The sequence below is a fragment of the Neisseria sp. HMSC70E02 genome (genome assembly GCF_001838645.1).
GTDB classification, from domain to species: domain Bacteria; phylum Pseudomonadota; class Gammaproteobacteria; order Burkholderiales; family Neisseriaceae; genus Neisseria; species Neisseria macacae.
In genome coordinates, this window is record NZ_KV838080.1 from 101,868 (window position 1) to 120,010 (window position 18,143).

Annotated in this window: 20 protein-coding genes; 9 read left to right on the forward strand and 11 right to left on the reverse strand. The window is 51.2% G+C overall.

The features are described from left to right. The first annotated feature begins 210 nt into the window (after positions 1-210). Positions 211-1,236, forward strand: a complete 1,026-nt coding sequence (gene waaF, locus HMPREF3277_RS04435) for a lipopolysaccharide heptosyltransferase II (RefSeq protein ID WP_070870148.1) — start codon at positions 211-213, stop codon at positions 1,234-1,236. A gap of 109 nt (positions 1,237-1,345) precedes the next feature. On the opposite strand, the gene hscB is transcribed toward waaF, so the two are convergent. After that, a complete protein-coding gene (gene hscB, locus HMPREF3277_RS04440; protein WP_070870149.1) occupies positions 1,346-1,852 on the reverse strand; it encodes a Fe-S protein assembly co-chaperone HscB in 507 nt (168 codons plus the stop codon). Between the two features lie 83 nt (positions 1,853-1,935). On the opposite strand from hscB, the gene HMPREF3277_RS13575 reads away from it, so the two are divergent. Then, the gene (locus tag HMPREF3277_RS13575) at positions 1,936-2,157 is read left to right on the forward strand and encodes an alternative ribosome-rescue factor A (protein WP_049223989.1); all 222 of its coding nucleotides are present in this window, start codon (positions 1,936-1,938) and stop codon (positions 2,155-2,157) included. On the opposite strand, the gene iscA is transcribed toward HMPREF3277_RS13575, so the two are convergent. The 8 genes from iscA to iscR form a co-directional block, all read right to left on the reverse strand. Further along, positions 2,117-2,437, reverse strand: coding sequence for an iron-sulfur cluster assembly protein IscA (gene iscA / locus HMPREF3277_RS04445; RefSeq protein WP_009312130.1), 321 nt, complete (start codon positions 2,435-2,437; stop codon positions 2,117-2,119). The two genes, HMPREF3277_RS13575 and iscA, sit on opposite strands and share 41 nt — an antisense overlap. A gap of 60 nt (positions 2,438-2,497) precedes the next feature. Further along, positions 2,498-3,094: a hypothetical protein gene (locus tag HMPREF3277_RS04450; protein ID WP_070870150.1), complete on the reverse strand. Its 597-nt coding sequence runs from the start codon at positions 3,092-3,094 to the stop codon at positions 2,498-2,500. A gap of 14 nt (positions 3,095-3,108) precedes the next feature. Then, a complete protein-coding gene (locus HMPREF3277_RS04455) occupies positions 3,109-3,357 on the reverse strand; it encodes a recombinase RecA (protein ID WP_070870151.1) in 249 nt (82 codons plus the stop codon). Between the two features lie 623 nt (positions 3,358-3,980). Next, positions 3,981-4,367 (reverse strand): Fe-S cluster assembly scaffold IscU, encoded by a 387-nt coding sequence (iscU, locus tag HMPREF3277_RS04460; protein ID WP_003674559.1) that lies wholly within the window; start codon positions 4,365-4,367, stop codon positions 3,981-3,983. A gap of 69 nt (positions 4,368-4,436) precedes the next feature. Further along, complete coding sequence (locus HMPREF3277_RS15715; RefSeq protein WP_002234986.1) at positions 4,437-4,565, reverse strand: hypothetical protein; 129 nt, start codon at positions 4,563-4,565, stop codon at positions 4,437-4,439. Positions 4,566-4,736: 171 nt separating this feature from the next. Further along, the gene (locus HMPREF3277_RS14455; protein WP_141765180.1) at positions 4,737-5,003 is read right to left on the reverse strand and encodes a hypothetical protein; all 267 of its coding nucleotides are present in this window, start codon (positions 5,001-5,003) and stop codon (positions 4,737-4,739) included. A gap of 42 nt (positions 5,004-5,045) precedes the next feature. Beyond that, complete coding sequence (locus tag HMPREF3277_RS04465) at positions 5,046-6,260, reverse strand: IscS subfamily cysteine desulfurase (RefSeq protein ID WP_070870152.1); 1,215 nt, start codon at positions 6,258-6,260, stop codon at positions 5,046-5,048. A 29-nt stretch (positions 6,261-6,289) separates the two neighbouring features. Then, positions 6,290-6,736 carry a Fe-S cluster assembly transcriptional regulator IscR gene (gene iscR / locus HMPREF3277_RS04470; protein WP_070870153.1) on the reverse strand — a complete coding sequence of 149 codons (447 nt, stop codon included), beginning with the start codon at positions 6,734-6,736 and terminating at the stop codon, positions 6,290-6,292. 352 nt (positions 6,737-7,088) lie between these two features. Between iscR and HMPREF3277_RS04475 the strand changes: the two genes are divergently transcribed. Further along, positions 7,089-8,261: an alpha-hydroxy acid oxidase gene (locus HMPREF3277_RS04475; protein WP_003757724.1), complete on the forward strand. Its 1,173-nt coding sequence runs from the start codon at positions 7,089-7,091 to the stop codon at positions 8,259-8,261. A 54-nt stretch (positions 8,262-8,315) separates the two neighbouring features. Here HMPREF3277_RS04475 and HMPREF3277_RS04480 read toward each other — a convergent pair whose 3' ends face one another. After that, positions 8,316-9,281 (reverse strand): tRNA dihydrouridine synthase, encoded by a 966-nt coding sequence (locus tag HMPREF3277_RS04480; protein ID WP_070870154.1) that lies wholly within the window; start codon positions 9,279-9,281, stop codon positions 8,316-8,318. A 156-nt stretch (positions 9,282-9,437) separates the two neighbouring features. Here HMPREF3277_RS04480 and HMPREF3277_RS04485 point away from each other — a divergent pair, with 156 nt between their 5' ends. The 3 genes from HMPREF3277_RS04485 (at position 9,438) to HMPREF3277_RS04495 (ending at position 15,854) form a co-directional block, all read left to right on the forward strand. After that, entirely contained in the window at positions 9,438-10,991 is a 1,554-nt protein-coding gene (locus tag HMPREF3277_RS04485) for a glycosyltransferase family 2 protein (protein WP_070870155.1), read from the forward strand. A gap of 164 nt (positions 10,992-11,155) precedes the next feature. Continuing rightward, complete coding sequence (locus HMPREF3277_RS04490) at positions 11,156-11,917, forward strand: endonuclease/exonuclease/phosphatase family protein (protein WP_039405542.1); 762 nt, start codon at positions 11,156-11,158, stop codon at positions 11,915-11,917. 538 nt (positions 11,918-12,455) lie between these two features. Further along, on the forward strand, positions 12,456-15,854 hold the full coding sequence (locus tag HMPREF3277_RS04495) for a TonB-dependent receptor domain-containing protein (protein WP_246830757.1): 3,399 nt from the start codon (positions 12,456-12,458) through the stop codon (positions 15,852-15,854). 95 nt (positions 15,855-15,949) lie between these two features. On the opposite strand, the gene dnrN is transcribed toward HMPREF3277_RS04495, so the two are convergent. Beyond that, the gene (gene dnrN / locus HMPREF3277_RS04500) at positions 15,950-16,423 is read right to left on the reverse strand and encodes an iron-sulfur cluster repair protein DnrN (RefSeq protein ID WP_003757595.1); all 474 of its coding nucleotides are present in this window, start codon (positions 16,421-16,423) and stop codon (positions 15,950-15,952) included. Between the two features lie 594 nt (positions 16,424-17,017). On the opposite strand from dnrN, the gene HMPREF3277_RS04510 reads away from it, so the two are divergent. The 3 genes from HMPREF3277_RS04510 to HMPREF3277_RS04520 are packed head-to-tail and all read left to right on the forward strand — an operon-like array spanning position 17,018 to position 18,140. Then, positions 17,018-17,197, forward strand: coding sequence for a hypothetical protein (locus tag HMPREF3277_RS04510; protein ID WP_070864954.1), 180 nt, complete (start codon positions 17,018-17,020; stop codon positions 17,195-17,197). Then, the gene (locus tag HMPREF3277_RS04515; protein WP_070870158.1) at positions 17,194-17,817 is read left to right on the forward strand and encodes a phage baseplate assembly protein V; all 624 of its coding nucleotides are present in this window, start codon (positions 17,194-17,196) and stop codon (positions 17,815-17,817) included. The genes HMPREF3277_RS04510 and HMPREF3277_RS04515 overlap by 4 nt, the downstream gene beginning before the upstream one ends. Beyond that, entirely contained in the window at positions 17,814-18,140 is a 327-nt protein-coding gene (locus tag HMPREF3277_RS04520; RefSeq protein ID WP_045074507.1) for a GPW/gp25 family protein, read from the forward strand. The genes HMPREF3277_RS04515 and HMPREF3277_RS04520 overlap by 4 nt, the downstream gene beginning before the upstream one ends. The last annotated feature ends 3 nt before the right edge of the window (positions 18,141-18,143 follow it).

Below are 18,143 nucleotides of genomic sequence, written 5' to 3' on the forward strand. Positions count from 1 at the left end.
AACGCCGTACCGGTTTAAAGTTAATCCACTATAAGGGTTCGATTTTTATTCAAAACCCTTATTCAGTCAACATGACGCCACTGATTTCAACCTGCCTTTTCAGACGACCTCTCAGTCTTTTGCACAACAATACCATCAAACCGCACTCGCCAACCCCATGCGCCTTGGTTTCCTATACAATATCGCGCAATACAAACCTACCCTACCACCATGTCCAAAAAAATCCTCATCATCACCCCGAGCTGGATCGGAGACTGCGTCATGACCCAGCCGCTTTACCGCCGCCTGCACGAACTCCATCCCGGCTGCACCATAGACGCATTCGCGCCCAAATGGTCGATGGCGGTGTTCGAGCGTATGCCCGAAATCAACCGCGTAATTGAAAACCCGTTCGGACACGGCGCATTGGAGCTGAAAAAACGCTGGCGTATCGGGCGCGAACTGGGTAAACAAGGTTACGACCAAGTCATCGTCCTGCCCGGTTCGCTCAAATCCGCCCTCATCGCCTTCGCCACCGGCATCAAGCAGCGCACCGGCTACGTCGGCGAATCGCGCTACCTGCTGCTCAACGACATCCGCAAACTCGACAAAGCCGCCCTGCCCCTGATGGTCGACCGCTACACCGCCCTCGCCCATCCGACGCAGGCGGACTTCAACGGACATTCCGATAACCCGCGTTTCACCATTTCCCCCGAAAGCCGCACCGCCGCGCTTGCCAAATACAGTTTGAATACGGACAAACCCGTTCTCGCCTTCTGTCCGGGCGCGGAATACGGCCCCGCCAAACGCTGGCCCGCGCGCCATTTTGCCGAACTCGGCCGCCGCTATCTGGCGCAAGACTGGCAGGTTTGGCTGTTCGGCTCGCAAAAAGATTTCGACATCGCCGAAGAAATCAACCGACTTTCAGACGACCTCTGCACCAACCTCTGCGGCAAAACCAACCTTTCCGAAGCGATTGACCTGCTTTCCTGCACCGACACCGTCGTCTGCAACGACAGCGGCCTGATGCACCTCGCCGCCGCCCTCGACCGCAAACTCGTCGCCGCCTACGGCTCCTCCAGCCCCGACCATACCCCGCCCTTGAGCCAAAAAGCCAAAATCGTCAGCCTGCACCTCGAATGCTCGCCCTGCTTCAAACGCGAATGCCCGTTGGGACACACCGACTGCCTGAACAAACTCACGCCGGACATGGTTCAAAAAGCGGCGGAGGAATTGGCGCAAACGGAATCTGAATAAGCCATCAACCGACAAATTCTAAATCTGCAACAAAACCATACGACAAAAGGTCGTCTGAAACCTTATTCCGGTTTTCAGACGACCTTTCAGATGCTCAAAATCTGTGTATTTAATCTTGCAATGCGGCGGCGATTTCGTTGCGCAGTTTGTTTAAAAACCTGCCGTGGCGTACCCATTGGGCGGCAGCTTCGTGTTCTTTCGCTGCAAAGGCCGTCCGCAAATCTTGATACAGCTTGTCTTGCTCGCGGCTGATTTCTTGATCCAACGCGCGCAGGGCTTCGTTGTTTTGCGCCATTTGCGCATCCATCAGCGCTTCGCGCCATTCCATTTGCTGCATGAGAAATTCAGGAGCGAAAGAGGTATGCTCCGGCGCATCAGCGTCTATGCCCAACGTTTTCAGCAGATACGCGGCGCGGTCGATGGGATTTTTCAAGGTACGGTAGGCATCGTTGATGGTGGAAGACATCATCACTGCCTGCTTTTGCTCGAACGCGGAGGCTGAAGCGAATTTATCGGGATGGAAACGGGCAGCCAAGGTGCGGTAGGTTTGCTCCAAGCTTTCGGCGTCGATATCGAAAGCGGGTTCAAGCTGGAAGAGTGTGAAATATTGGGACATGGCGGGATAATTAATGTGAAATTTTCGGCAGAAACCTAATTTTGCCTTATAATCCGCTGATTCTTAACCAATAAGGACTGAATATGAGCAGTAAAGTGCAACACAATAAAGGCAAAATACGCGACAATGCCTTAAAAGCCTTAGTGAAATCCGATTTGTTCCGACACAAGGTGGAACGGAAAAGAAAAGGCAAAGGCAGCTACAACAGACAGGAAGCGAAAAAATGGCGGGACGGTTTTGATACTGTCCCGCCGTTTTTATGTCTTAAACGTGGAAGCTCTCGCCACAGCCGCAAGAGTCTTTGACATTCGGGTTTTCAAATTTGAAACCTTCCTGCAAGCCTTCTTTGGTGTAATCGACTTGCGTGCCGTCCAGATAAACCAAGCTTTTCGGGTCGATATAAACGCGCGCGCCGTGTTCTTCGAAAACCAAGTCGTCCTCGTTCGCTTCATCGACAAATTCAAGGTTGTATGCCATGCCCGAGCAGCCGCTGGTTTTCACACCCAAGCGCACGCCCAAGCCTTTGCCGCGTTTGGTCAGGTAGTTGTTGATGTATTTGGCTGCGTTTTCTGTGATGGTAATCAAAATATTTGTCCTTTTTATATAGATTGAAAATACTGGTTTTCAGGTCGTCTGAAACTTGAGTTAACTTTTTGGCAACCTGCGGTGCCGCTGACGATACAGCAACACAGCCCAAATCAGCCAAATACCCAGCCAAACTGGGAAGAGTGCTAACAAACTGATCCAGCCATAAATACTGCCTGTCCAATCACGGTTAAGCGGCGTACGGAATGCAGAATCCAACCTGGTCCGAGAGGCTAAATACACCCGTGCAGTTTCGCCCCGTATCTCAGGACGCAAAGACAAGATTTCCACTTCGATATGGTTTAACCCAATAGGCGTATCCGCGCAGTCCAAACAGCGGATATCTATCCGCCGCTGCGCATGTACTGTGCTTTTGCTTGTGCTTTGTGGCGTATAGACTTGATAAGTAATGTCGTCAGACGAGGGTTCCACACTTGCCGCATGCAGTTTCACCTGCCCGGATTCACGCTCAATCGTGATAAGGGGCGGTTGACCGTTTTGGAGCGCAACATAGGATAATTTTACCCGTGCACCTTCCTTTAAAACAATGCTTTGCTCAGGAGGATAGTAATTCACCACCGCAAATAAAGCATATCCGACCAGCAGTATCAAACTATATGCGTAAAACAGTATTTTCGCGATACCGCATTTACCCATTTATCTAACCTTGTTCAATTTTCCGTTGCCTGTCGCTGCTGCGCCCAAGCAACAGCAGCCTGCATGGCTGCCCGGGCCTGCGGACTGTTTTTCCAACAAGTCGAGCCGGTCAATTTTGCGCCTTGTTCCAAAACGTCATCCAAATTCGCTGCCGCCAGCGTGGTAACATCATCCAAACCCATTTGCTGCAAACGCTGCAATACAGTTTTACCTATGCCTTTGACGGCAAGCAGGGATTTGGTTTCTTCATCGGTAAAAGGCATATCGTCTCCTTCGATTTTGCAGGCATATCGACAAATATAAGCCTACGGCTTATCGCCCTCTCCCTAACCCTCTCCCGCAGGGAGAGGGGATAGATTGGCAGGCAGTCCCAAATTTGGCGGCAACTTCAAAAGGATTAAGTTTCTGTGTCCTTACCCTCTTCTTTACAAGAAAAGGCATGCCGTTTCTTTTGATTTTGCAGGCGTATCGACTAAATATAAGTCTGCGGCTTATTGCCCTCTCCCTAACCCTCTCCCGCGGGGAGAGGGGATAGATTGGTAGGCAGTCTCAAATTTGGCGGCAATTTCAAAAGGATTAGGTTTCTGTGTCCTTACCCTCTTCTTCACGATAGAAGGTATGTCGTCTCTTTTGATTCTGGAGGCGTATCGACTAAATATAAGCCTGCGGCTTATCGCCCTCTCCCTAACCCTCTCCCGCGGGGAGAGGGGATAGATTAGCAGGTAGTCCTAAATTTGGCGGCAACTTCAAAAGGATTAGGTTTCTGTGTCCTTGTCTTCCACCTCTGAGTGAGAAGGGAACAAGCCTTCGAGTTTACTTTTTCCGGAAACCCTAAGACTTTCAGGAGTCCTATGAATGTCTGCCGACAAAGCACCCACTAATCGGATTATTTGTTTTCCTGACGTTTGCGGTAGTCGGCAACAGCCGCTTTTACCGCATCTTCAGCCAAGATGGAGCAGTGGATTTTCACAGGCGGTAATTCCAGTTCTTCGGCGATTTCGCTGTTTTTGATTGCCAGCGCGTCATCCAAGCTTTTGCCTTTAACCCACTCGGTAATCAGGCTGGACGAAGCAATGGCGGAGCCGCAGCCGTAGGTTTTGAATTTGGCGTCTTCGATGATGCCTTCGTCGTTTACTTTGATTTGCAGGCGCATGACGTCGCCGCAGGCCGGCGCGCCGACCATACCGGTGCCGACAGACTCGTCGTTTTTATCGAAAGTACCGACATTGCGGGGGTTTTCATAGTGATCAATTACTTTATCGCTGTATGCCATGATGTGGTTTCCTTAATGTTTTTTGATGGTTTAAGTGGTTTGTTTGCCGATTTTCAGACGGCCTGAAGTTTAGATTTTGCACGCGCCGCCTTCGCAGCCGTCGTCGTTTTCCGAATCGACGCCGCCTTCTACGGTAACGCCGTCAAAATCTTCAAGCAGGTTGTCGAGATTGTCCAAATCTAAATCTTGTTCGTTCATGGGTTGTATCCTTGATTTTAATGTGGTGGCTTTTAGGTCGTCTGAAAAGGTCTTTGGGGATTTTCAGACGACCTTTTTTATTTATAGGTAGGTTGGGTTGTTAAACCCAACATTTCGGGTGTTTTGATAGGCTTGTTGGGTTTTCAACCCAACCTACGCTTGCTGGCAAATTTATGTATCCAGTAGATGTCTCAAATGACTTAGTTCAATAGGTAGACAATCATCTTCTTTGTCATATAGGCAGTTAACATATATGCGTGCAACATTTGGATATTGTTTATGATAGTCAGCAACCCAGATTTTTACATTCTGATAAGTCCAATTTTGTTTTTTACCATAATTTGAATTACATATTTCACGTTCTAGATCTCCTGAACGCCAGCCTGATAATTTTTCATATTTATCAAATATTTCTTTTACAGTTCGGGGTAATGGCATAATCTCCTACCTTAAATTTATAATCATAAAATTGATTTTTTATCAATGCGCCGCCCATTCAATCAAATTCAAATCAATCCCGTCTTTGAACATTTCCCACAACGGCGACAGTTCGCGCAGTTTGCCGATTTTGGATTTGATCAGTTCAGCGGCGAATTGCACTTCTTCTTCGGTGGTCATGCGGCCGAAGGTGATGCGCAGGGATGAGTGCGCCAGTTCGTCGTTGCGGCCGAGCGCGCGCAGGACGTAGCTGGGTTCGAGCGAGGCGGAGGTGCAGGCGGAGCCGCTGGATACGGCGAGTTCTTTCACCGCCATAATCAGGCTTTCGCCTTCGACGAAGTTGAAGCTGACGTTCAGGTTGTTCGGGGCGCGGTGTTCGAGGTCGCCGTTGATATAGACTTCTTCGATGCCTTCGATGCCTTTGAGGAAGATGTCGCGCAGTTTGCGGTAGTGCGCCATGTCTTGCTCGAGTTCTTCTTTGGCGATGCGGAAGGCTTCGCCCATGCCGACGATTTGGTGGGTCGGCAGGGTGCCGCTGCGGAAGCCGCGTTCGTGGCCGCCGCCGTGCATTTGGGCTTCGAGGCGGACGCGGGGTTTGCGGCGGACGTACAGTGCGCCGATGCCTTTGGGGCCGTATACTTTGTGGCCGGACATGGACAGCAGGTCGATTTTGGCGGCTTCTACGTCAACAGGCACTTTGCCGCAAGCTTGGGCGGCATCGACGTGGAAGATAATTTTGCGTTCGCGGCAAATTTCGCCGATGGCGGGAATGTCTTGCACCACGCCGATTTCGTTGTTCACCCACATTACAGAAATCAGGATGGTGTCGTCGCGGATGGCGGCTTTGAGTTCTTCCAAGTCAATCAGGCCGTTTTCCTGTACGCCGAGGTAGGTGACTTCAAAGCCTTGGCGTTCGAGTTCGCGCATGGTGTCGAGCACGGCTTTGTGTTCGGTCTTGACGGTGATGAGGTGTTTGCCTTTGGTTTTGTAGAAGTTTGCCGCGCCTTTGATGGCAAGGTTATCGGACTCGGTCGCGCCGCTGGTGAAGATGATTTCTTTGGGGTCGGCGTTGATCAGGGCGGCAATGTCGGCGCGGGCTTTTTCGACGGCCTCTTCTGCTTCCCAGCCGAATGCGTGGCTGTTGGAGGCGGGGTTGCCGAAGGTTTCGGTCAGATAGGGAATCATTTTTTCGGCAACGCGTTTGTCAACAGGAGTGGTGGCGGCGTAGTCGAGATAAACGGGGGTTTTGACGGTCATGGTTTGCTCTTTCTTTTTCTGTAATGTACTTAATGGATATGTGTAAATTGGATGACGTGGCTGCCGTCATCGCTGTTTTTCTGTTCGATGATGCTTTGCAGGGTAACGCTGCTGAGGTAATCGTTGATGGTTTTGTTCAGGTTTTCCCAAAGGTCGTGCGTCAGGCAGGGCGCGCCGTGGTGGCAGTTGGCTTTGCTGCTGCATTGGGTGGCGTCCAGCTTGTCTTCGGCGGCGGAAATGATTTGGGCGATATTGATTTGTGCGGGAGGGGCGGCGAGGATGTAGCCGCCGCCGGGGCCGCGCAGGCTTTCGACCAGCCCGGCGCGCCGCAGTTTGCTGAATAGTTGTTCGAGATAGGAAAGCGAAATGCTTTGGCGTTCGCTGATGGCGCTGAGTTTGACAGCGCCGTTTTGCGCGTTCATCGCCAAATCGATCATGGCGGTAACGGCAAAACGCCCTTTTGTGGTCAGTCTCATGGTAGGTGCCTGTGTCGGCTTTTTTATAGTGGTGCGATTGTCTAATATCTGAGTGATTCAGTCAAGTATATTCGGGCGTCTTCCGATTGTTTGTTTAAATGGCTGGGCGAATGGATTTTTATCTGCCTGAAGATTTCTCTTTTTTTATCTGAAACTTGAATCCGAGGTCGTCTGAAAAGTGCTATTACCCCGCTTTTGGCGGGGTTAAAACCATTTGCTTTATAATTGCGATTGATATAGATTATCTAATTCATACTAAATCATTATGGTATTGTAAAAGGTCGTTTGAAAACGCCCTACCCGTTTCAGACGACCCAAGCCATAAGCAACCCCTTAACAGAGGCAATCAACAATGAAACGCGATTTGAGCAAAATGACCTGTATCGAAGACCTGCGCCTTGTCGCCAAGCGCAAGATGCCGCGCATGTTTTACGATTACATCGATTCAGGTTCTTGGACGGAAACCACCTACCGCGAAAACACTTCGGATTTCAAAGACATCCGCTTCCGCCAAAAAGTGTTGGTCAATATGGAAGGCAGAAGCTTGGAAACCAAAATGATCGGTCAGGACGTGAAAATGCCGGTGGCGATTGCGCCGACGGGCTTTACCGGTATGGCACACGCCGACGGCGAAATCTTGGCGGCGCGGGCGGCGGAGAAGTTCGGCATTCCGTTTACACTCTCTACCATGTCCATCTGCTCGATTGAAGACGTTGCCGAGAACACCAGCGCGCCGTTTTGGTTTCAGCTTTATGTGATGCGCGACCGCGAGTTTATGGAAAACCTGATTAAGCGTGCGAAGGATGCCAAGTGTTCGGCATTGGTTTTGACCGCCGATTTGCAGGTTTTGGGCCAACGCCACAAAGACATCAAAAACGGTCTGTCCGCACCGCCGAAACCGACCATCGCCAATTTAATCAATCTGGCAACCAAGCCCGAATGGTGCATGAAAATGCTGAACACGGAACGCCGCACGTTCCGCAATATCGTCGGACACGCCAAAAACGTCGGCGATTTGTCTTCGCTGTCTTCATGGACTTCCGAACAATTCGACCCGCGCCTGAGCTGGGACGACGTTGCCCGAATTAAAGATTTGTGGGGCGGCAAGCTGATTATCAAAGGTATTATGGAACCCGAAGATGCGGAAAAAGCAGCAAAAAGCGGCGCGGACGCATTGGTCGTTTCCAACCACGGCGGCCGCCAGCTCGACGACACCATATCCTCCATCAAAGCCTTGCCCGACATCGTCAGCGCAGTCGGCAGCGACATCGAAGTCTGGATGGACAGCGGCATCCGCAGCGGTCAGGACGTCCTCAAAGCATGGGCTTTGGGCGCAAAAGGCACGATGATAGGCCGCGCGTTCCTCTACGGCTTGGGTGCATACGGCGAAGAAGGCGTTACCCGCGCGCTGGAAATCCTGTATAAGGAAATGGACATATCCATGGCGTTTACCGGCCATCGCAATATTCAGGACGTCGATGCTGGTATTTTGCAAAGCACGCGCTGGCCTGATGACAAATTCTGATGTTTCATACAAAAAGGTCGTCTGAAAATATGGTTTCAGACGACCTCATCATTATCAGGCATTCATCTTGTCTTCAAACGCTACCAAAATCCGCGCGACTTCCTCCGCGTCTTTGACCGCTCTTACCGCGTCAAACAATTCCTGCGCTTCTCCAAATTCTTTCTTCATCATGCCCAGCCATTGTTTCAGGCGGGCGACGGGGTATTTGTTGTTCGCTTCTTTGGCGAGACACAAATGGAAAAATTGGTTTATCCACACCGAAACTTCGGCGAAATCGGTATCGCGGACGGTTCCGCCGTTTTCGTATTGTTTGATTTGGCGCGCCAAATCGGGGCGGATGACGGCGCCGCGGCCGAGCATGACGCTGTTGCAGCCCGTCATCTCTTTAATGCCGATATAGTCTTTGAGGCTGAACACGTCGCCGTTGGCGGTTACGGGGATGGCGACGTGTTCACGGATTTTGCGTATCCATTCCCAATGCGCGGGCGGTTCGTAGCCTTCGACTTTGGTGCGCGCGTGTACAGTCAGGGCGCAGGTTCCGCCTTCGGCAATGGCGGCGGCACATTCGAGCGCGAGGCTTTTATCTTCGTAACCGAGCCGCATTTTGCCGGTGAGCGGGATATGTTCGGGCAGGCGTTGGCGCAGGGTTTTGACGATATGGTGGATGAGGTCGGGCTCTTTGAGCAGGACGGCGCCGCCTTTGTGTTTGTTGACTGTGGGGGCGGGACAGCCGAAATTGAGGTCGATTTTGTCCGCGCCGAAGCGGACGGCTTCCAAGGCGTTGACCGCCATATTGTCGGCATCGCTACCCAAAAGCTGGACGGTACAGGGCGTACCGGCGGGGGTCTTGTTGCCGTTGGCGATTTCGGGGGCGTATTTGAGCCAGGTGGAACGGGAATGGACGGTGTGGGTAATGCGGACGAACTCGCTGACGCATTCGTCGTAGCCGCCGATACGGGTCAGCAAATCGCGCATCACATCGTCCACCAGCCCCTGCATGGGCGCAAGGATAAGCTGCATATCAGAGGAGGTCGTCTGAAAAAAGGAAATGCGTATTGTAGCGGTATATCGGTTAAAATACACGCTTTCCACGAAGAACTGACCGCCGCCATCGCCGAACTGCCTTGATTTCCCGATTTTGATTTTTCAGACGCCCCCTTTTCAGACGACCTCATCATGAACCCGAAAATTCCCGCCACAGCAGCCATGTTGGTCAAAAACTCGGAACGCTATCTGCACGAAGTCTTGACCGCGCTTCAAGACTTCGACGAAGTTTTGCTGCTCGACAACGGCTCGACCGACCGTACCTTTGAAATCGCCGAACGCTTCACCAACGTCAGTTATTACAAATACGACTTCATCGGCTTCGGTCCGATGAAAAACCTCGCCGCCCGCCTCGCGCAAAACAATTGGATATTCAGCATAGACAGCGACGAAGTGGCAGATAGCGAACTGATTGCCGCCATCCGCAAAGCCGTGGCGGAAAACAAAGAACAAAACATCTTCTCGCTCTCGCGCCTGAACCACTACAACGGCCGCCTGATCAAAGCCTGCGGCTGGTATCCCGACATTATCCCGCGCCTTTACCACCGCCGTTTTACCCGTTTTTCCGACCGTCAGGTACATGAATCGCTGATTTTGCCGCCCGATGCAAACGTCCGTCCGCTCGAGGGTCGTCTGAAACACTATTCCTTCGAAAACGCCGAAGGGCTGATTCAAAAAATGCAGCAATACAGCTCGCTCTACGCCGAAGAAAACCGCTACAAAAAAAACAGCTCGCCCTTCAAAGCCCTGTTGCATGGCAGCGTATCGTTTGTCAAAAACTACCTACTCAAACGCGGTTTCGCCTACGGCGCGGACGGCTTGACCATTTCCATCGCCAATGCGCAAGGTTCGTACTACAAATATGTCAAACTTTACGAGCGCAACCGCAATATCAGCGTCGCCTTGATTATTACCACCTACAACCGTCCCGACGCGCTGGAGCTGGTTTTGAAATCCGCACTCGCGCAAACCCGCCTGCCCGACGAAATCATCGTCGCGGACGACGGTTCGCGCCAAGACACCGCCGAAGTCGTCGAGTTCATCCGCAGCCATACCGACATCCCCGTCAAACATTCTTGGCGGCCGGACGACGGCTTCCGCGCCGCTGAATCGCGCAACCGCGCGCTGGCGCAGGCAAAAAGCGACTACATCATCCTTATCGACGGCGACATGATACTCGACCCGTCCTTCATCGCCGACCACCTCAAGCTCGCATGCAAAGGCAGGCTGATACAGGGTTCGCGCGTTATCCTGACCCAAAGCCGCACCCAAGAAATTTTAGATTCCGGCGAATTGCCCGATTTGTCCGTGTTCAGCCAAGGCATAGAAAAACGCCTGTCCGCCCTGCGCTGCCGCAGCCTGTCCGCCCTGATCGGCAGACAAAGCAGCCGCAAACACAAAGGCATCAAAACCTGCAATATGGGCTTTTTCCGCAGCGATGCGCTCGCCGTCAACGGCTTCGACAACCGCTTTGTCGGCTGGGGGCGCGAAGACAGCGAGTTCGTCGCCCGCCTCTTCCATAACGGCATGAAACGCCACAACCTCAAATTCGCCGGCATCGCCTACCACCTCTGGCACCACGAAGCCGAACGCGACGCCCTGCCGCAAAACGACGCCCTGCTCAAAGCCACGCTGTCCGAACAAAAAATCCGCTGCGAAGACGGCATGGACGAGTTCATAAAATAAATCGTTTTCTGCGCGTTTCCCCCTCAAACGTCGTCTGAAACCTTTCAGACGACGTTTTACCGCCAAGCAACCGTCCGCACATCAAATCTTTACGGAAACCAAACACTTGCAGTGTTATACTATCAATACAACGACAAACTACTCACACACTACGGTTACACATCATGTCCCCCCGCCCGATTACCATCACCTCATACAACATGCACAAAGGCATGTCCGCGCTCAACCGCAAAGTCCAAGTGGACAGCATGGCGGAAGAGCTGCGCGGCATAGGCTCGGATGTCCTGTTTTTACAGGAAGTGCAAGGTCAACACCTGACCCGCAGCAGCAGGCTGCCCGATTTTCCCGAAAAACCGCATTACGATATCCTCGGCGACCGCCTCTCCTACAACCGCAGCTACGGCAAAAACGCCGTATACCCGCAACGCCACCACGGCAACGCCATCCTCAGCCGCCTACCGCTGGAAACCCGCCACAACCTCAACATCAGCGTCAACAAACTCGAACAGCGTGGCGTACTCCATTGCGAAGTCCTGCCCGAAGGCTGGGAAACCCCGCTCGTCTGCCTGTGCGCCCACCTCAACCTGCGCGAACCCGACCGCGCCAAACAATACCGCGCCATCTTCGAATACGTCGTACATCACATCGACCCGCAAAGCCCGCTGATTCTCGCCGGCGACTTCAACGACTGGCGGCAAAAATCCGCCCTATCCTTAGGCAACGCCTTGAACCTGAACGAAGTATTCGTGGACAGCAACGGCAAACGCCCCAAAACCTTCCCCGCCCGCCTGCCCGTCCTCAGCCTCGACCGCGTCTATACCCGCAACTTGGAAGTCCTAGACTCCCAAATCCACAACGGCAAAAACTGGCAACGCCTCTCCGACCACTTGCCCTTAAGCGTCAAAGTCAGACCCAAACTGCCTTGACCGCACCCATGCCAAAGGTCGTCTGAAAACCCGAAATCGGGATTTTCAGACGACCTTTCTATGTCGGCAAATCAAATTCAAGCCATTATTCAATCAACTTCAAACTCAGCAAACTTTTTACGAAATCCAATACAACCCCGGCCCGTCCAAACTCAAAAATATGATTTTCCGAGGTACCCAAATGCCAAAGTTGTATTGTTTGGCTTCTGTTTACACATTATCAAGTTTTAGTTAAAATTATTATATAAATAATAATCATAATCAATTTATGTTATTTTGCAGCTCTAAAGAAACAAAGTATTTTGTCCGCTGTTCCTTTCCACACAATCGGTAACCTACGGATATTTTCCTTTTGTTTTGTCAAAATGCCCTTCCCTTGCGTGAAGCAAGCGCATCCATATCAACGGTCCGAACAAACCGTTTAATCAATTGGCTGCAACCCCATTACATTCGGTTCGCGTTTTATTTTCCGATGCCATCTGGAAGCATTTCAGATTTCGCCCATTTTCAAGCTGTTGCGAACAAAGGAAAATCCATCATGAAACCTGTCAAATCCGTCGAATTCCCCTCTACGCCCAAAATATTGGTTTTATTTTTGAGTATGCTGTGGCATACGCCGTTATGGGCGGAAAATACTACCCCCGCCCAAAGCGTTCAAATGGATACCATTACCGTCAAAGCCCATCGCAACCGGGATAAAAGCGGCTACACCCAAGTCTACAGCCGTGACATCAGCAATATGTACAAAGGCAAGCAGGAAATCGAGACCTACCGCGGCAGCAGCGTGGCCGATTTAATCGGCGGTATGGCAGGCGTATTCAGCGGCGATGCGCGCAACAGTGGCGCGCTCGATCCCAACATACGCGGCATTCAAGGCGAAGGCAAAGTGCCGGTAACGTTAGACGGTACGGAACAAGCCATCAGCGTATGGCGCGGTTTTGAAGGCGTATCCAACCGCAACTACATCGACCCGAATCTCGTCAGCAGCGTGTATGTGGAAAAAGGCGCATCGGCAAATCGTGACATCCGCACCGGCATAGGCGGCTCGGTCAGCATGAAAACGCTGGAAATTGATGACGTTGTACCGAAAGATCAGAAATTCGGCATGGAAGTCAAAATGGAAACCGGCAACAACAGCATCAAACAGCGCGAATACGCCCATGCCGCATCATGGAACAAAGACTACCGCCGCTACCCGAGCCCCTACTCCTTCGACCGTATGGACTGGGCGATTATGCTGGACGACAGCGACCGCCAGAAACAGCGTTTCGGCGGGCGTGGCAAATTGTTTAAAGACAACGCGTTCCGCATTTCTGCCGGTATGCGCGGCGAAGTGTTTGACGGCTTGATTGCCTACGCATGGCGGGACAAAGGCAATTATTTTACCGGCAGCAAGGGCGCAAAACGCTACGGCTACCTCCCCAATGCCAGCTCCATGACCGAGGAAGAATTTACCAAAAAAGTTACGGATATTCAGGAATATACCGCCAACATCGGCTCGTATTACCATCCCTCCGGCGAAGTGGCCAACACCTCCCTGAATATGCGTTCGTGGCTGGCAAAAGGCACGCTTAAACTGCCCGACAATCAAAAAATACAGCTCGGCATACGCCGCACCCACGCCCGTTTCGGCGAAATCATGCCGTACAGCATCCTGTTCGGCAACATCGGCGGCAGCATGCTCAAACCGGACGGTTCCGCCCAAACCGACATGAGCAAGCTCACCAAAGGCACGCTGATGGCAGAATGGCCGCAGGCATGGGTGAAGCAGACCGCCGTCAACCTCGACTACACATGGAAACCCGAAAACAACCGCTGGATAGATTTGAAGGCAGGGATTTGGGGGACGTTTAACAATTCGCAAACCAATTCCACCGGCGGCTATCCCGCATCCACCCTGTTTCTCGACAAAATATTCAACGAAAAATACGCCGAAGACTGGTATTACAAAGGCAAAGAACCCGAATGGGACAAACTGCCGCCCAATACCAACAACCGTTTCAACGTTTTTAATGCCGCCGCCTACCGCGCCAAAAACAACCGCTTAGGCATCAACCTGTCCAATAAAATGAAATTATCCGACAAATTGGAACTGACCCTGATGGGCGACTACCAGCGCGAGAAACTCAAAGGCAGCAGCGATACCAGTTGGATACTCGCATTGCCCGAAGAAGAATCCCAAAAATTGTTCTGGGAAGACCCTGAGACCACCTTAAATTCCAACTTCGCCCTGACCATGCCGCGTAAAGGCAAACGCGACGAATGGAACCTTGGCTTCAACTTCAAATATCAGCCCACTTCCTGGCTGACCCTGAACGCAGGCGGTCGCTATACCGACTACCACCAAACCGACAACTTCCTCCGAGACTACATCGACAAAAACCGCACATGGTTGGAAAGAGAAAACAAATTCGACGTACTGTCGGACAACAGCAGGGATTTCGTCTATCTTCAACACCGGCTTGCCACGCCTGAAGAATACCGGGCCTACCGAGAATTGTCCGACCAATATCACGCCGCGCAAAAAGCTTACGACCAAGACCCCGCGACCATACGGGCGAAAGCCGAAAATGAAGCCTACAACAAGCGTTTTTGGAATTGGATAAACAGCCTGCCCGTTCCCGAATATCTCTGGGCATTAGATAACCGACCCGAAGAAGCACAACGCTGGCAAGATAACCAGCCCCAACTTCCTGAAGAACCCGAAAAACTGACAGAGCTGCGCAACCGTTTTATGGAAGCGGAAGATCTAAGCAGCGGCTGGAAATCAATACCCAACTGCACCGAAAACGAAGCAAATGGAAACTGTATCTACTGGCGGCGTTCGCATCCCGAGGAAAACCCCGTCCGGACAGGAGCACTCAATTTCTTAAATGAAACCGGTGTCAACCCTGCCACAGGCAAAGTTGAAAAACGTTATGCTGCCGCCGTAACAACCGATGTCAACAATCCCGCTATCGAATACCGGCATCTGACCGAAGAAGAACTGCGCAAAATGTGGAACAAACGCGGCCATGCCTTCGCTCCCATGTTCTCCGCCACCGTCCAGCTCGGCGACAACACCCGCCTGTTCGCCCGTTATACCGAATTCAAACGCTTCCCCAGCATGTATGAAGGCACATTCGGCTTCGGCAACCACAGCATTGCCAAAGGTTTCAGCGTCCCGTTTGGCAGACTCCTGAACCCGCTCAAACCCGAACACGCCAAAAACTGGGAAATCTCCCTCAGCCACGACTTCACCCGCCTGCTGCCCAAAATGCGTTACGCGGACGTGCGGCTGACCTACTTCCACAACAAAACCCACAACGTCATCGACCGCAACTATGCCACCTGGCAAATCAGCAATTACGACAAACAAGTCATCAGCGGACTGGAACTCCAAACCCGCTTCGACAACGGCAAAGTATTCGGCGACCTTTCCGTCGTGCGCAACATGAAAAACGAAGTCTGCGACCGCCGCGCCATTGAGCAGCAATATGATGTAGACCAATACGTCTCGCACGGCCGTACCTTCCCCGTACCTTACTGTCAAAACGGCGGTTTCGCCAGCGGTTGGCTGATCAACCGCATCCAGCCTCGCTGGTCGGTCGTTGCCAACCTCGGCGGCAGGTTCCTGAACGAAAAACTTGAAATCGGTTCGCGCCTGACCTTCCACAGCCGCGTTGAAGACAAACAACAGCCCTCCGCCCGCTGGCGCGAATACTACCTGCAACGTGACGGCGCAAACAGCAAAGCTTTCAACAGCGACAACGGCAACGCCAACTGGCAGCCCGTTACTGTCGTGGATGCCTATGTGCGTTACAAATTCAACAAACATTTCAGCGCAGAGCTAACGGGCAGCAACCTGACCGACCGCTATTACCTCGACCCCATGAGCCGCTCCTATATGCCCGCCCCGGGCCGCACCCTGCGCATCGGTTTGACAGGGAAATGGTGATTTCATCCAACAGAAAACAGCCTCTTTGCGTACTGGCAAAACATTAAGGTCGTCTGAAAAACAATTTTCAGACGACCTTTGGACAAGCTTTATTTTTAAGAAGCCAATACGCGCGGGAACAGGATTTCATTTTCCAAATGGATATGGTTGGTCAAATCGTCCACCATTTCGCGTGCCAATGTATACAGGCGCGTCCAACTTCCGCAAGCGTTTTCGGGAACGGTCAGGTTATTGGTCAACTCAAGCAGCTTGGCTACGGCTTGGTCGTGTTCCTCATGCTCGTGCATCATTACATTAATCGGCATTGCCGCTCCGCGACCGACGCCTTGTTTGATCATCGGAAACAGCATGCGCTCTTCCTTCATCATGTGCATCAGCAGTTCGTTTTGCATATAGGCAAGCAACTCCGGCACTTCAGCCGGAAAACTGTCGGCATGAACTTCCGCGACTTTTTGAGCCAACGGAACCAGCTCTTCAAATTGCCCGCGGTGTACATCGTGGTAGCGTTGCAGGATATGATCGATGGTTGCACCAAACGGCGCGGTTTCCCATACGGTAAAATCAGTCATGGCAGTGTCCTTGGATTTGTGTCAGGCCGGCGTATTCAGACGACCTTTTTAAAGATGGATTTTTTATGAATGTATATAACGGAGTGAAGGATACACCTGCAAAACTGATTTGTATAGATGGAAACAAAACGTATAACAAATTGAGAATAAAAGTAATTTCTTTTTTGAAGAGAGACTGAAGCAGCTTGTCACCTGAATTGAAGGCAAGAAAAAAGCCCGTCTTGATTAAGACGGGCTTTTTGGAATCTGGCAGAGAGGAAGGGATTAAGATTAAATAAAAACCTAATGATTTAAAAACAGAATATTTTTCAAAATTGAAAAGTAACACATTAAATAACAAATAAAACATCTAAAACGAAAAGAGGTCGCCTGATAACAATTCAGACGACCTTTTACATTTTGCCGTATCGAAACTTAAAAAACACACACAGAACAGCCGTCGCTTGCCCGTATTTTTGGGACTTGTAAAATAAGCCTGTCATCTGAAGTAATACTCCTTGGAAAGTTGTAAGCATGACAGCCGGAAAGACGGCACTACCAAAAAGCCGCCGTTGCGCCCATCAACGGCGGCTTTTCCAAATTTGAGAAGGCATCATGTTTAAAGAACCTTGCACCATACTGAAAATCAAAAGCCGTCCATTGTTTTTTTGCGGATTGTGGTTTGTTGATCTCGAATTGCAAAACGAAAATGGCTGGAGGTTTGAAAGACGAGCCATGTTTGCCAGCAAATCGGCAGCAGAAAATATAAAAATCGGAGACAACATAATCCCATGACAGCCCGTCAATTAGAGAACCTTATAAAAATTGGCACCGTGCAAGAGGTTGACCCAGTGTCAAACCGTATCCGGGTACAGCATGGCGGATTGTTGACGGACTGGCTGAAATATAAAACCCCTGCTGCCGGTGGCGTATCAATTTGGCGTTTGCCAAGCATCGGCGAAGCCTGCCTCATCTTATCGCCAAGCGGTGAAACAGAAAATGGAACCGTCTTATGTGGTATCGATAGCATCCAATACCCAGCACCATCACAAAACCCAAATGAAACCGTCGTCAGATTCCCTGATGGAGCGGAAATAAACTATGACCACGTCCAACGTCATTTGAAAATCAGCGGAATACAAACAGCCGACATCACTGCCGAAAAATCTGCAACGGTACACACAAAACATCTGACTATTGACAGCCAAGTAACCGATATTGAAGGCGCGCTAAATGTGAAAGGACTGCTCACATACCAAGGCGGTATGTCAGGCAGCGGGGGCGAAGGTGGAGCGGCAGCCGTTATTAACGGAACAATTCGTCAGCAATCAGGCAGCATCATCAGCAACGGAATAAACCTGACCACTCACACTCATACCGGAGACAGTGGCGGAACGACAGGACAGCCGCAATGACCGATGACAAAACAGGCCGCTTGATCGGATTAAAGACACACATTGCCCAATCAATCAAAAACATTCTCTTCACCCGCATCGGAACCCGTGTAATGCGAGAAGATTACGGCAGCCTGCTCCCTGAATTGATAGATATGCCGATGACCCCTGCCGTTATTGCCGTAAGCCATCAAGCAATAGTAACTGCCATCGCAACATGGGAGCCACGAATCAAAATAAGCCAAATCCAATTTGACGTACAGGCCGCCGCTGAAGGTCGTCTGAAAGTAGCCATACATACCGCCCTTGAAGATGGAACAGAACAAATATTCAAAATAGAGTAAAGA

Excerpts from the sequence above, each read along its gene's own strand:
- HMPREF3277_RS04480 (WP_070870154.1), bottom strand. The coding sequence starts at position 9,281 with ATGCAGCTTATCCTTGCGCCCATGCAGGGGCTGGTGGACGATGTGATG.
- hscB (WP_070870149.1), bottom strand. The coding sequence starts at position 1,852 with ATGTCCCAATATTTCACACTCTTCCAGCTTGAACCCGCTTTCGATATC.
- HMPREF3277_RS04475 (WP_003757724.1), top strand. The coding sequence starts at position 7,089 with ATGAAACGCGATTTGAGCAAAATGACCTGTATCGAAGACCTGCGCCTT.
- HMPREF3277_RS15715 (WP_002234986.1), bottom strand. The coding sequence starts at position 4,565 with ATGAACGAACAAGATTTAGATTTGGACAATCTCGACAACCTGCTTGAA.
- HMPREF3277_RS04510 (WP_070864954.1), top strand. The coding sequence starts at position 17,018 with ATGTTTAAAGAACCTTGCACCATACTGAAAATCAAAAGCCGTCCATTG.
- HMPREF3277_RS04450 (WP_070870150.1), bottom strand. The coding sequence starts at position 3,094 with ATGGGTAAATGCGGTATCGCGAAAATACTGTTTTACGCATATAGTTTG.
- HMPREF3277_RS04520 (WP_045074507.1), top strand. The coding sequence starts at position 17,814 with ATGACCGATGACAAAACAGGCCGCTTGATCGGATTAAAGACACACATT.
- HMPREF3277_RS04465 (WP_070870152.1), bottom strand. The coding sequence starts at position 6,260 with ATGACCGTCAAAACCCCCGTTTATCTCGACTACGCCGCCACCACTCCT.
- HMPREF3277_RS04490 (WP_039405542.1), top strand. The coding sequence starts at position 11,156 with ATGTCCCCCCGCCCGATTACCATCACCTCATACAACATGCACAAAGGC.
- dnrN (WP_003757595.1), bottom strand. The coding sequence starts at position 16,423 with ATGACTGATTTTACCGTATGGGAAACCGCGCCGTTTGGTGCAACCATC.
- HMPREF3277_RS04495 (WP_246830757.1), top strand. The coding sequence starts at position 12,456 with ATGAAACCTGTCAAATCCGTCGAATTCCCCTCTACGCCCAAAATATTG.
- HMPREF3277_RS04515 (WP_070870158.1), top strand. The coding sequence starts at position 17,194 with ATGACAGCCCGTCAATTAGAGAACCTTATAAAAATTGGCACCGTGCAA.
- HMPREF3277_RS04485 (WP_070870155.1), top strand. The coding sequence starts at position 9,438 with ATGAACCCGAAAATTCCCGCCACAGCAGCCATGTTGGTCAAAAACTCG.
- iscU (WP_003674559.1), bottom strand. The coding sequence starts at position 4,367 with ATGGCATACAGCGATAAAGTAATTGATCACTATGAAAACCCCCGCAAT.
- iscR (WP_070870153.1), bottom strand. The coding sequence starts at position 6,736 with ATGAGACTGACCACAAAAGGGCGTTTTGCCGTTACCGCCATGATCGAT.
- HMPREF3277_RS14455 (WP_141765180.1), bottom strand. The coding sequence starts at position 5,003 with ATGCCATTACCCCGAACTGTAAAAGAAATATTTGATAAATATGAAAAA.
- HMPREF3277_RS04455 (WP_070870151.1), bottom strand. The coding sequence starts at position 3,357 with ATGCCTTTTACCGATGAAGAAACCAAATCCCTGCTTGCCGTCAAAGGC.
- HMPREF3277_RS13575 (WP_049223989.1), top strand. The coding sequence starts at position 1,936 with ATGAGCAGTAAAGTGCAACACAATAAAGGCAAAATACGCGACAATGCC.
- waaF (WP_070870148.1), top strand. The coding sequence starts at position 211 with ATGTCCAAAAAAATCCTCATCATCACCCCGAGCTGGATCGGAGACTGC.